The sequence below is a fragment of the Flavobacterium sp. TS_SC_5 genome, from assembly GCF_056156265.1.
Map to the genome: position 1 here is coordinate 3,678,076 of NZ_CM149588.1, position 13,079 is coordinate 3,691,154.

Annotated in this window: 10 protein-coding genes; 9 read left to right on the plus strand and 1 reads right to left on the minus strand. The window is 32.2% G+C overall.

Going from position 1 to position 13,079, the window contains the following annotated elements:
* The first annotated feature begins 183 nt into the window (after positions 1-183).
* The 6 genes from AC0J6S_RS15855 to AC0J6S_RS15880 all read left to right on the plus strand — a co-directional run bounded on the left by AC0J6S_RS15855 (position 184) and on the right by AC0J6S_RS15880 (position 8,018).
* A complete protein-coding gene (locus tag AC0J6S_RS15855; protein ID WP_474954701.1) occupies positions 184-1,248 on the plus strand; it encodes a HEAT repeat domain-containing protein in 1,065 nt (354 codons plus the stop codon).
* Entirely contained in the window at positions 1,245-2,687 is a 1,443-nt protein-coding gene (locus AC0J6S_RS15860) for a glycosyltransferase (protein ID WP_474954702.1), read from the plus strand. The genes AC0J6S_RS15855 and AC0J6S_RS15860 overlap by 4 nt, the downstream gene beginning before the upstream one ends.
* Positions 2,684-3,955 (plus strand): YaiO family outer membrane beta-barrel protein, encoded by a 1,272-nt coding sequence (locus AC0J6S_RS15865; RefSeq protein ID WP_165151553.1) that lies wholly within the window; start codon positions 2,684-2,686, stop codon positions 3,953-3,955. The genes AC0J6S_RS15860 and AC0J6S_RS15865 overlap by 4 nt, the downstream gene beginning before the upstream one ends.
* 69 nt (positions 3,956-4,024) lie before the next feature.
* Positions 4,025-6,196 (plus strand): DUF4838 domain-containing protein, encoded by a 2,172-nt coding sequence (locus tag AC0J6S_RS15870; RefSeq protein ID WP_474954703.1) that lies wholly within the window; start codon positions 4,025-4,027, stop codon positions 6,194-6,196.
* Positions 6,197-6,206: 10 nt separating this feature from the next.
* Entirely contained in the window at positions 6,207-6,578 is a 372-nt protein-coding gene (locus AC0J6S_RS15875) for a response regulator transcription factor (protein ID WP_165151554.1), read from the plus strand.
* Positions 6,579-6,665: 87 nt separating this feature from the next.
* Positions 6,666-8,018 carry a DEAD/DEAH box helicase gene (locus AC0J6S_RS15880; protein ID WP_474954704.1) on the plus strand — a complete coding sequence of 451 codons (1,353 nt, stop codon included), beginning with the start codon at positions 6,666-6,668 and terminating at the stop codon, positions 8,016-8,018.
* A 123-nt stretch (positions 8,019-8,141) separates the two neighbouring features.
* Here the strand turns inward: AC0J6S_RS15880 and AC0J6S_RS15885 are convergent, their stop codons facing one another.
* A complete protein-coding gene (locus tag AC0J6S_RS15885; RefSeq protein WP_474954705.1) occupies positions 8,142-9,254 on the minus strand; it encodes a lactonase family protein in 1,113 nt (370 codons plus the stop codon).
* 182 nt (positions 9,255-9,436) lie between these two features.
* Here AC0J6S_RS15885 and AC0J6S_RS15890 point away from each other — a divergent pair, with 182 nt between their 5' ends.
* The 3 genes from AC0J6S_RS15890 to AC0J6S_RS15900 all read left to right on the plus strand — a co-directional run bounded on the left by AC0J6S_RS15890 (position 9,437) and on the right by AC0J6S_RS15900 (position 13,074).
* Entirely contained in the window at positions 9,437-11,365 is a 1,929-nt protein-coding gene (locus AC0J6S_RS15890; protein ID WP_474954706.1) for a BatA domain-containing protein, read from the plus strand.
* A 103-nt stretch (positions 11,366-11,468) separates the two neighbouring features.
* The gene (locus AC0J6S_RS15895; protein ID WP_474954707.1) at positions 11,469-12,734 is read left to right on the plus strand and encodes a dihydroorotase; all 1,266 of its coding nucleotides are present in this window, start codon (positions 11,469-11,471) and stop codon (positions 12,732-12,734) included.
* Positions 12,727-13,074, plus strand: a complete 348-nt coding sequence (locus tag AC0J6S_RS15900; RefSeq protein ID WP_474954708.1) for a hypothetical protein — start codon at positions 12,727-12,729, stop codon at positions 13,072-13,074. Before AC0J6S_RS15895 ends, AC0J6S_RS15900 begins: the two co-directional genes overlap by 8 nt.
* Positions 13,075-13,079 lie beyond the last annotated feature (5 nt).

Below are 13,079 nucleotides of genomic sequence, written 5' to 3' on the forward strand. Positions count from 1 at the left end.
TTAATTAAATTCAAAGACTCTAATAAAACTGCGAAAAATAAATTTCTAAAAATAGAAATTCTGCAAAAAACAACATTGCTTTTTTTGGATTATGTGTTTTAAAGGATTTAAATGTTATACGTCGAAAATATTTCTTTAAACTTTATTTTATTTGTAATATTATATTATAAAATACTGCTAATCATGGATTTAATCACTAACTACCTGCAATATTACATTATTCCATTCCTATTATTTTTAAGCTTATTATTGACAATTTTTTTATTGTTAAAAAGAATACGCTACGAACACAACAAACCCCGCAGAGAAGCAATAAGCAATAAAGCTGAAACTTTTTTGACTGAAATTATTCTGTCAGATCGAAAGGACAAAAAATTAAGTACTAAATTATCACTCTTTAAAAAAGAAATACCGCTTCATAAGACTTGGTGCAAGGAAATGATCATTAATGATATGATTCGTTTTAAGCACAGTTTAAAAGGAAAAGCATCGGAACAAATCAATGTTTTTTACCAAGCTTTGAATCTTGATAAATACTCCGCACGATTAATCCGTGATTTTAGAAGTTTTTATAAATGTGAGGGCTTTTATCATTTTCAGGCTTTAGATTATAAAAAAGGAAGTGCTTTAATTAAACCTTATCTGAAACACCCGAATATTGTGATTCGGTCAAATGCTAACATGGCTTACATTTCCTTATCCGAAAATCACATGGAAAGTTTGAAACAACAATCGTCCACTATATCGCATCTGAATATGATAAAAATAATGGATATTTTACATGAAAAAAAAATCGCTATTCCTAAAAATATTGATGAATGGATTGAAACAGAAAATAATTCGGTCACGAAATTAGGGCTGAAGATAATGGTGTACTACAATTATAGAAAACAGGCTAAAGGAATTATTGCATTAATTTATAATGATGATGATACTTTAAAAAAAGAGGCTATTATCGCTATCCGAGAACTGTTTCTGACAGAAGCTAAAACGGATTTGATACAACTTTTCAATAAAGTATCTCACGATATTCAATTAGAAATTCTAGAAACATTAATGGTTATAGGTGATGAAAGTATAGTTCCTTTTTTAGAAAATATAATTCCGAAAGCGACTAATAAAGACATAAAACTAAAAGCGGTTGCATGCCTAAACGAATTAGACAAAATAGAACTGAATTTAGTAGCAATCAATGATTTTGATATTACAAAAATGACAAAACATGTCAGAGAAATATATTTATTATGATAAACAGTCTCATATATCAGCTTATTCACTTTTATGAAATATTCGTTTCACTTTTCTCGCTTACCTACATTTTATTCTACGTTTTACTATCCATTCTTTCCTATTTTGCTATACTAAAACATCTTAGATACCAAAAATATATTTCGGAAGATATTCTTATTAGATCGAATCATTTGTTAGGCGTATCCATTGTTGCACCAGCTTTTAATGAGGGCGTTAGCATCGTTTATAATGTAAAATCATTATTGTCACTGACGTATCCAAAATACGAAATCATTATTGTCAATGATGGAAGCACAGATGACACGTTAACCAAATTGATTACGGAATTTGAATTAGTAAAAATTGATTTCTATTATCAGGAAAAAATTGTGACCAGACCTGTTCGGGGGCATTATAAATCTACTAATCCTATATATTCCAAACTTATGGTCGTGGATAAAGAAAACGGAAAAAGTAAAGCGGATGGATCCAATGCAGGAATAAATTCGTCACAATATCCTTTGTTTCTCTGTACTGATGTCGATTGTATTCTCAAAAGAGATACAATTCTTAAATTAGCAAAGCCATTTATGGAAAATGAAACCCGCGTAATCGCAACGGGTGCCGGAATCAGAATATCGAATTCCTGTGAGGTGAAAGATGGCTTTTTGCATAAAGTGCATTTCCCTAAAGACTGGTATCCTAGATTTCAGGAATTAGAATATGTTCGCTCGTTTCTTTTTGGCAGAATGGCTTGGAGCCAAATCAATGGTTTGCTTTTAGTTTCTGGCGGATTAGGAATGTTTGACAAAGAAATAGCTATTAAAGTAGGTGGTTATTGGCATAAATCGTTAGGCGAAGATATGGAACTGATCACCCGAATGCGAAAACACATGCATGAAAATAAGCAAAAATTCTTAATTAAATACATTCCGGAATCGTTGTGCTGGACTGAAGTTCCAGATACAAGGGAAGTGTTGCTGAGACAACGTATCAGGTGGGCCAGAGGACTTGTTCAGACGCTTTTTCTGCACCGAAAAATGTTTTTAAACCCAAAATATGGTAAAACAGCATTCTTGATTTTACCCTTTTTCTTTGTATTCGAATTCTTAGTACCAATTGTTGAATTACTTGGAATTATCGCACTGATTATAGGATTTTTCAACCACTCCATAAATATTGAATATCTCGTCACTATGGGATTGTTTGTCTATATATTTTATTTATTAATTACACTAATATCCATCCTAATTGACGATTTATTATACAAAAGCTATGCTAATTACAAAGAATTAATGGTCTTGATTTTAATGGCCATCATAGAACCATTCGTATATCATCCTTTGAATGTATACGCATCGTTAAAGGGTTATTGGTTCTTTTTTAGACAAACAGAACAAAAATGGGGCGTTATGATTCGAAAAGGATTTGCAACAACTGAAAAAGTAACATTATGATTCTAAACAAAATTTTAAACACTGCCAGTTTTTTAATTTTTTTATTATTACTGTCTAACCCAAATTTATCAGCTCAAAAAATTGATTCTGATAGTCTACTCACGGTCATTATAAAAGACATGCAAACCAATAAAAACTATGAAAAAAATATTGAAAGAGCTTTATTAGGGAAAAAAATTGCTCCTGCGTATTTAGATTACTATTTGCTTTTGGGTAGAAACTATGATTTACTGCAAAAGAAGGATAGCGCTAGATATTATTACAACTATTATATAGAAAAAAATCCCGACAATGAAGACACTTTTAACTATTTAATCAATCTTGAATTAGAGGATGAAAATTACAATAATGCTATAGTTACAATAGACCAAGCCCTTACGAAACATCCTGGAAATAAAAACTTTGAACAAAAAAAACTTACTGTTTTCCAGTTGCAAAAGGATAGAAAAAAAGAATATGAATATTTAAAAACGTTACAAGCAAAAAATCCAAATGATGATGCCATTACACAACTGATTTTTCAACTGGAATCAAAGATGAAATCGGATCGAGCAGGTATCAATTACAGTTATACCACTTTTGACAGAAAAGGATACGGACCATGGCATTTACTGGGTTTTCAATACATAAGAGAACGCCAATGGGGATCCTTGATTGGGAGAATCAATTATGCTGATCGGTTATCCTCAGGTCAGAGTATAGCTGACGGAATTCAATATGAAGCCGAATCGTATTTTTTTACGGGCAAAAACAATTATTCCTATGTGAGCGCGGCATACAGTAATGATCTTGTTTTTCCAAAAATAAGACTGGGATATTCTTTTTATCAAAATTTTAAAAAAGGCTGGGAAGGCGATTTAGGTCTCCGCTATTTAAAAACCCAAGATGGTACTGAATTTAATACCGTAGTTATTGGTCTCGGGAAATATATTGCGTCCTATTGGATTAATCTGAGAACTTTTATTCAAAAAGACAAACAAGATTATTATCCCGCTGTTACCTTGACTATGCGATATTATTTTGATACACGATTTGATTACGTAACTTTTACCTCTGGCTACGGTTCTTCCCCGGAAGAGCGGACTACTTTAGGACAATTTAAAGAGCGAATTTCACTGGATTCGTATCGGTTGGGTGCCGGTTATTACCGAATATTCAACAATCATTATATTATAGGAATTCAACTTACCTATAATCAACAAGAATACGTTCGAAACTTAACACAAAATGAATTGGAACTCTCATTAATGTTCCAATATAAATTCTAAAATATGTTAAATAAAAGGCTGAACTTGATTTACTTTCTGTTTTTTTTGGTTCTTTTTAACTTCAAAACTATGGCTCAATCTAACATTATAATTGAGAATAAACCTGGGGAGGAAAATGCTATTCAAATTATGAACGAAAATGCAAAACCAGCCGCAAACATTTTAAAAAAGTATTTAGACCGAAGTTTTTCTAATCCTTTCATCATCAAAAGTAACACAGGAAATTCGGAGAAAACTACTGCGACAATTCATCTAACTATAACAAATTCTAAAAATAAAAAAGACAAAAATACTTTTAGTATCAAAAGTGATGATACCACTATTTTTTTGGCTGCAGCCAGTGAAAAACTGCTTCGATACGCCGTTTATACTTTACTTGAAAATTGGGGCTTTAGAAAATTTACTTCGAAAGATCTTTATATTCCAAAATTAAACCGTGTAGTTTTTCCAAAAAACACAACCCAAATACATAATCCTTCATTTGAATATCGGGTACTTTTTTATCCAGATGCTTTTGATGAAGATTTTCGCGATTGGCACAAATTAGATTGGCATTTAGACGATTTCAGTATTTGGGGACACTCATTTCATATTCTTTTACCAGCAAAAGAATTTTTCAAAACAAATCCTGAATTTTTTGCTTTATACGAGGGGAAACGAAGACCGGAATCACTTTGTATGACTAACGAAACTGTCGTTAATACGGTAATAAAAAAAATGACTCAAATTATTGCTGACAATCCTAAAGCATCATTTATATCAGTCAGTCAAAATGATGATGCTGTATATTGTGAGTGCGATAAATGCAAATCATTGAATGAAAAACATGGAGGACCGCAAGGCTCTCTGTATTTTTTTTTGAATAAAATTGCAAAACATTTTCCGAAAACAAAAATTGCTACACTGGCTTACCAACACACCTTCAAAGCACCAACTAATTTAAAAATCCAATCAAATATTTACACTTTATTTTGCCCTATAGAATTAAACCGAGGAAAATCGATACAGAATGATACTGAAAATAAACCTTTTATAAAAATATTACAAAACTGGGGAAAAACAGCTTCCAATTTATATTTATGGGACTATACCGTACAATTTTCAAACTATTTATCTCCTTTTCCTAACGTACATACGTTTTCAGATAATTATAAACTTTTCAAAAAAAATAATGTCAAAGGATTATTTGTACAAGGTTACGCTGATGTTCCCGGAGATTTTTCGGAATTACGACAATATCTTTTAGCCAAATTATTATGGGATACTGAAATAGATATCGAAGCAACTACCGAAGACTTCTTAAGAGGTTTTTACGGAAATGCTGCCTCTTCAATTAAAGAATATTTAAATCTTTTGTCCAAAAACCAAGAAAATTCGAATCGCACTTTAGACATTTATTCTGGACCTATTCAAAGTAGAAATACCTTTCTATCTCCAAAAGCGATGGTACAATATGATCAATTACTGGAAGAAGCATCCATGTCAGTGAATGAAGACCCCATTTTATATTCCCGAATAAAAAAATTACGTCTTGCATTAGAATATGTGTTTTTTGAGCAATCCAAGTATTACGGGAAAGAACAACATGGGATGTTCATCGTCAATGCCAATGGTGAAAAAGAAGTAAAACCCAGCCTAACTGAAAGGGTGTCGAAATTTTCTGAGGCGTGTAATGAATTTGGAATTTACGAACTGAGCGAAGATGGATTGCCTCCTGACCAATATTACCAGAATTGGCTGGAAATAACTAAAAACACGGCAGCACATCTTGGAGAAAAACTAGAAATTAATATTCTGACACCATCATCAACGGAATACTCAGGTAAAGGAAGTGCTGGACTTGTTGATGGAATAACTGGACATACAGATTACAACATCAATTGGATTGGATGGTATGGAAACAATCCTGAAATAGAAATAATTACAAAAAATTTAGATTTTAATCTTATTAAGATGCACTTTTTAGATAACCAAAGAAGTTGGATTTTTCTACCACAGAAAGTCACAATATTTGGATATAAAAACAAAAAATGGAACCTGATAACTGAAAAAAAATTAGCAAATTTAATAGAAAATTATGAAGTAAAAAGTAGTGAAATAGAGATTGTGGATAAAAGTTTCAGCACTTTTGAAAAAATAAAATTAGTCGTGCAGAATCAGGAAGATTTACCAAATTGGAGAAAACGGAAAAACAAAAAACCGATGGTAATGATTGATGAAATTGAACTTTACAACAAATAAAAGAACTCAAATGAACAGCGACAAAAAAATACTAATTATTGAAGATGATGAGTTAATGATTAAAATCCTCACATTTATATTAAACAAGGAAGGATATCAGTTGAGCGTAATTAGAGATGGTCTAAGTGCTATTGAACAATTACACACCATAAATCCTGACATGGTAATCACTGATTTATTATTACCATATAAATCAGGATTAGAAGTAATTAGCTTTGTAAAAAGTAATTACAAAAATAAAGCTATAATTGCATTATCTGCCTTAGGCGAAGAGGAACATTCTGTTAGCGAAGCATTTAAACTTGGTGCCGATGATTTCATTGCAAAACCTTTTAATCCAAACGAATTAGTATTGAGAGTGAAGCGATTATTAAATCATTGATTCAAATATGAAGCTAAATAGCCTCTGAAAAATGTTGATTTTGAGCATTACTTTCAAAAAGACTATCTTTGCAAAAAAATTAAGCAAATGACTACTTTTGAGCAATTCAATCTTCCTAAATCCGTACAAAAAGCGATTGATGATTTAGGATTTACAACACCTACTCCTATTCAGGAAAAAACCTTTTCTGTGATAATGTCAGGAAGAGATATGATGGGAATCGCTCAAACTGGTACTGGTAAAACATTTGCATACTTATTGCCTTTATTAAAACTATATAAATTCACGCCCGGACATACGCCCAAAATAGTGATTCTGGTTCCTACCCGTGAACTTGTAGTTCAAGTGGTGGAAGAAGTAGAAAAACTTACAAAATACATGTCGGTTCGAACTATAGGAATTTTTGGTGGTGTCAATATAAATACCCAAAAAACAACGGTTTATCAAGGTTGTGACATATTAGTGGGAACTCCGGGAAGAATCATGGATTTAACGCTTGACAATGTCATTCGTTTTGAAGAAATGCAAAAACTAGTAATTGATGAGTTTGATGAAATGCTAAATTTAGGATTTCGTACGCAATTGACGGCTATTTTAGCCATGATGCCAAAAAAACGTCAAAACATCTTATTTTCTGCAACTATGACGGATGAAGTAGATGCAATATTAAATGATTATTTTGATTATCCGGAAGAGGTTACGCTTTCGGCATCAGGAACACCTTTGGAAAATATCAAACAATTATCCTATCAAGTTCCTAATTTCAACACCAAAATAAATCTTCTGAAACACTTGTTGCAAAACAACCATGACATGAGTCGTGTTCTGGTATTTGTCAATAACAAAAAGATTTCGGATATGGTTCTCGAGCGAATCGAAGAAGATTTTGATGGTCAATTTGGAGTAATTCACTCTAATAAATCACAAAATTATCGTTTGAGCACTATGGCTTCCTTTCAAGAAGGAAATTTACGTGGTTTGATTACTACTGATATTATGGCCAGAGGTTTAGACATTTCGAATATTACGCACGTGATCAATTTCGAAATGCCAGAAATGCCTGAATTATATATGCACAGAATTGGTAGAACTGGTCGCGCTGATGCTTCAGGAACTGCAATAAGTTTTGTCGCACCTCGTGAAGAAGAATTCAAAGTGGAGGTCGAAGTACTTATGAATATGGAATTGGCAATTGAGCCTTTCCCGGAAACCGTTGAAGTTTCATCTAAATTAATCGAACCTGAAAAGGATAGACAACCGATTAAGTTTTTGATGAAAAAACAAAAACTTGATGGAGATGGTGCTTTTCAAGAAAAAAGCAAAAAGAACAAGAAAGTCAATTTGGGTGGGCCTGGTGTTACTAAAAAGAAAACCCACGGTTCAGTAAATAGAAATATGCTAAAAACCAGAGATAAAAAGAGAAAAGACAAGAATAAATAGTCCTCAGTTTCTAAATCCTGATATTTTTAAATCATCGGGGTCACAAGATAAAATATAAAAACGGGTTAAAAATGTTTCCATTTTTAACCCGTTTTTTTTTGTGAATTATATTGATTCTCAAGTTTAATTATTAGTAAAAACTAAACAAACCGGAGCGCATAATGCTGTTTTTTTTCCAGTATCAGTAAGTAATCCGGTCTTTTTATCTCTTTTAAAAATTACCACATCATTGGTATATTGATGTGATACCAATAGAAAATTTCCGCTTGGATCAATTGTAAAATTTCTAGGTCCTTTTCCTAAAGTACTGGTTTGTCCTTTCAAAAGTAATTTTCCATTTTTTAAAATTTTAAAAATTGTAATATTATTGGCTTCACCACGATTAGACGCATATAAAAACTTCCCGTCAGGCGAAATATGGATATCTGCAGAACTAAATGTTCCTTTGAAATCTTTAGCTAAAATAGTCGTTTCATCAATCTTTGTCAATATTCCGTTGGAGTAACTAAATACCGTTAACGCACCGTCGAGTTCCTGTAATAAATAAACAAACTTTCCATTTTTACTGAATGTCAAATGTCTTGGTCCACTTCCAGATTTTACTGAAATACTGTCTTTTAATTCTAAAACAGTATGTTCGGCATTAGGATTATAGCCATAGGAATACACTTTGTCATTCCCTAAATCATTAGACAAAACAAACTTTTTATCTGGAGAAAAATGAACCATGTGTACGTGCGGACCTTCTTGCCTTTGCGCGTTAATTCCTTTACCATAATGCTGGATTACTTGCTTGGCTTCAGTAAGACTTCCATCACTATTTTTACCAAAAACAGAAATATTGCCACCGGAATAATTGGCAACGATTACATTTTTATCATCGTTTATAATGTAACAAGGATCAGCACCCTTTGAACTTTGCTTGTTGATTAAGTCTAATTTTCCGCTTGATGGATTGTAACTAAAAGAACTTACCGTGCTCTCGGCACCAAATTCATTTACGGAATAAACAAAATTATTCTCTTCTGAAACCGTCAAATAACTCGGATTTATAACCTTTTCAGTAGCATTTTTAAAACTAAAATCACCTGTTTTCGAATCAAATTCATACACATAAATTCCTTTACTGTCACAACTTTGAGTATAGGTTCCAATCAGTAAATTGAATTTATTTTTTTGTGCATGAACACTTGTAAAAATGAAAATTAGTAGAACAATAGCAAACGGCTTTTTCATGTTTTTAAATTTTATTGAAAAGCTAAAATACACATTATATCCATAATGAATGTCAATTGTTTATTCCTTTGAAAAATTATAACAACTTCAACCAAAACTGTCAACAAATTTGTATTTTTGACTCACGAAATTCAATGAACTTCATTGAAAATAAAATCCAGTGAAGTAAACTCAACCTTAGAATGCATTTTAAACATCCCGAAATTTTATATTTTCTGTTCTTGTTGATTGTTCCAATTTTGGTTCATTTATTTCAATTACGCCGTTTCAAAAAAGAATATTTCACTAATGTTCGTTTCTTAAAAGCTCTTTCAATTCAAACCAGAAAAAGTTCTAAAATCAAGAAATGGCTACTTCTCGCCTGTCGTTTATTACTGCTAACTTGTATTATTATAGCATTTGCACAACCTTTTTTTGAGTCAAAAGACAGTAAAAATGCAAACAACGAATTGTATTTCATTTTAGACAATTCTTTTAGCATGCAAGCCAAGGGCAAAAAAGGGGAATTGCTAAAACGAGCTGTTCAGGAACTGCTAGAAGAAACTCCGGAAAACGTCAATTTTTCTTTGCTCACTAATTCCGAGAATTATTGGAACACCGATATAAAGTCGGTTCGTAGTGCTTTACAAAATCTAAAATACAGCGCCACTCCGTTCCAATTAGACAATATAATGGCCAAAATAAAAGCGCATAAATCGGCTTTTAAAAAAGATATCGTTATCATTACCGACGCTGTTGGTCTTGATAAAAAACAACTGAAAAATAGCGATGTAACTGATTCTCCCTTATTTATAATCCCAAAAGCAGAACAAAAAAATAATGTATCAATTGATAGCGTTTTCATCAATAAAACATTGGACAATTTTTATGAAATTAGCGTCCAAATATCCGGTTATGGAGATGATTTTAATCCGATTCCAATTTCTCTATACAATGAAAATAAGCTTATTGCAAAGACGATAGTAACATTAGACACGAAGAAAAAAAATCTCAACTTTACCATTCCAAAACAATCATTTCATGGTTATTTTTCGATAATTGACAATGGATTGTCTTATGATAACATCTTATATTTTAGTATTTCTAAAACTAAGAAAACTAACGTAATCAGCATTGGAGAACCGGCAAAAAGCAACTTCCTTTCCCGCATTTACACCAGTGAAGAATTCAATTTTAGCAATTATACCTCAAGCGCATTGGATTACAATAAACTGGAGGAACAGGACGCAATTGTCCTCAACGAATTAGATGAAATTCCTCAAGCGTTGGCAACCACAGTGAAATCTTTTGTAGAAAAAGGCGGTAATTTAATTGTGATTCCTTCAGCAATAAGTTCTATTACCAATTTAAATTCTTTTATTTCGAATTTTGGAAACCTGAGATTTAATTCTTTAGAAAACAGAGAAAAACTGATTACTAAAATCAACTTTAATCATCCTATATTCAATAGCGTTTTTGAAAATAAAGTGACTAATTTTCAATATCCAAAAACAAAAAAATCGTTCGTATTATCAAGTTCAAGTTCTGCTGCTTTGTCTTATGAGGACCAAAGTGTTTTCTTGACTTCGATAGCGAATTCGGTTTCAGCAGTTGCAGTTTTTGCAGCTCCTATCAACACCGAAAATTCAAATTTTCAGCAATCTCCATTAATTGTACCTACATTTTACAAGATGGCGATGAACAATCAAAACAACGGTGTAAATGCTTTGACAATTGGGAATAACAATCCACACTTGACAGAAGTATCGCTAAATAAAGACGCTATTTTAACGGTAAAAGGCTCGGAGGAACAATTCATTCCCATCCAACAAATTCTGAATAATAAAGTCAAAATGACTTTCAATGATTATCCGGAACAAGCTGGAAACTTTAGCATTTTCAATAAAAAAGAATGGATTGAAAACATCAGTTTTAATTATAACAGAACTGAAAGTAATTTGGCTTCAGCCAATGACAATATTTATTCTGACTATAAAACAATCGAATCCATCCCATCGCTATTTGACAATTTACAAACTGACAGGACTGACAATCAAATTTGGAAATGGTTTGTTATCTTTGCACTGTTATTTCTGATAACTGAAATGGCAATTATACGATTCGTAAAGTAAATAACGGAGGTTAAATCCTTGGAAAATTAATATGAAATTAGTCTGAAAAAGTTAATACAGTAATATGAATTCCATTTTCCGTCAAAAAAAACATTTTTTACATATGAAATTAATCATCAGAAACGCCAAAATTATCGATTCGAAAAGTCCCTTTCATAATAAGACTGCAGATATTTTAATTGTTGATGGTTTTATAAAAAAAATTGGAACATCACTTCCAAATCCAGATAAATCAGACGAAATACAATTAGATAATTTACATGTTTCACAAGGTTGGTTTGACAGCAGCGTTTCTCTCGGAGAACCTGGTTTTGAAGACCGTGAAACCATATCAAACGGACTTACTGTTGCAGCTAAAAGTGGTTTTACCGCAATCGCATTACAGCCCAACTCCTTCCCTATTATTGATAATCAATCTCAAGTGAATTTTGTTTTGAATAAAGCACAAGGATTTGCAACTCAACTGTATCCTATTGGCGCGTTGAGCAAAGAAAGTGCAGGAAAAGACATGGCAGAATTGTATGACATGAAAAAAGCCGGAGCCGTTGCTTTTGGAGATTATAATAAAAGTTTGCACAACGCTAATTTGCTAAAAATCGCTTTACAATACGTTCAGGATTTTGATGGATTGATTCTTGCATTTTCCCAAGACGAAAATATAAAAGGAAACGGAGTAGCTAATGAAGGTATTGTTTCTACTCGATTGGGTTTGAAAGGAATTCCAAATCTTGCTGAAGAATTACAAATCGCAAGGAATTTATTTCTGTTAGAATATACCGGAGGAAAACTCCACATTCCGACGATTTCGACGAAAAAATCAGTTCAATTAATCAAAGAGGCTAAAGCCAATGGACTAAATGTAACCTGCAGTGTTGCTGTACATCATTTGGTTTTAACCGATGAAAAACTGGAAGGTTTTGATACCCGTTATAAAGTTTCGCCACCACTTCGAACTGAAACCGACAGAAAAGCGTTGCTAAAAGGAATTAAAGACGGAACGATTGATATGATTACATCCGACCATAATCCGATGGACATTGAACATAAGAAAATGGAATTTGATGGCGCTAAAAATGGAACAATTGGATTGGAAAGTGCTTTTGGTGCTTTGATGACTGTATTGCCATTAGAAACCGTAATAGATAAATTGACCGCTGGAAAAATAACTTTTGGTATCGAAACAGAAACTATTAATGAAGGTTTAAAAGCAAATATTACCTTATTTAATCCAGAGCCAAAAAGCATTTTTACAAAATTATCCATTTTATCAAAATCGAAAAATTCTGCTTTTCTAGGTGCTGAAATAAAAGGGAAAGTGTACGGAATTATGAATCAAGGAAAATTAATTTTAGCAAAGAAAAATGAATAATAATAATAATAATAATAATAATAATTCTGAGTCAGGAAAAACTGCTGCCATCACAAGCTATATTTTAGGAATTGGCGTGTTTATAGCGATGTCAATAAACTCAGAGGATAAAAATGCATTTGCCTCCTTTCACATCCGACAAGGATTAGGACTTACCTTAACGTTTATATCACTGGGATTAATCATCAGCAATTTTGACAGTTTAATGATATCCGCTCCCATGTGGATTTTCGTGCTTGTTCTGTGGTCGTATGGCATTACAAGTGCTATAAAAGGTGAAACAAAACCAGTTCCTTTATTGGGAAATTATTATCAAAAATGGCTATCAAACATATCATAATTACA

What these genes read in the sequence shown, in the direction of transcription:
- AC0J6S_RS15855 (WP_474954701.1), top strand. Translation starts at nt 184, where the DNA reads ATGGATTTAATCACTAACTACCTGCAATATTACATTATTCCATTCCTA.
- AC0J6S_RS15870 (WP_474954703.1), top strand. Translation starts at nt 4,025, where the DNA reads ATGGCTCAATCTAACATTATAATTGAGAATAAACCTGGGGAGGAAAAT.
- AC0J6S_RS15885 (WP_474954705.1), bottom strand. Translation starts at nt 9,254, where the DNA reads ATGAAAAAGCCGTTTGCTATTGTTCTACTAATTTTCATTTTTACAAGT.
- AC0J6S_RS15860 (WP_474954702.1), top strand. Translation starts at nt 1,245, where the DNA reads ATGATAAACAGTCTCATATATCAGCTTATTCACTTTTATGAAATATTC.
- AC0J6S_RS15895 (WP_474954707.1), top strand. Translation starts at nt 11,469, where the DNA reads ATGAAATTAATCATCAGAAACGCCAAAATTATCGATTCGAAAAGTCCC.
- AC0J6S_RS15900 (WP_474954708.1), top strand. Translation starts at nt 12,727, where the DNA reads ATGAATAATAATAATAATAATAATAATAATAATTCTGAGTCAGGAAAA.
- AC0J6S_RS15875 (WP_165151554.1), top strand. Translation starts at nt 6,207, where the DNA reads ATGAACAGCGACAAAAAAATACTAATTATTGAAGATGATGAGTTAATG.
- AC0J6S_RS15865 (WP_165151553.1), top strand. Translation starts at nt 2,684, where the DNA reads ATGATTCTAAACAAAATTTTAAACACTGCCAGTTTTTTAATTTTTTTA.
- AC0J6S_RS15880 (WP_474954704.1), top strand. Translation starts at nt 6,666, where the DNA reads ATGACTACTTTTGAGCAATTCAATCTTCCTAAATCCGTACAAAAAGCG.
- AC0J6S_RS15890 (WP_474954706.1), top strand. Translation starts at nt 9,437, where the DNA reads ATGCATTTTAAACATCCCGAAATTTTATATTTTCTGTTCTTGTTGATT.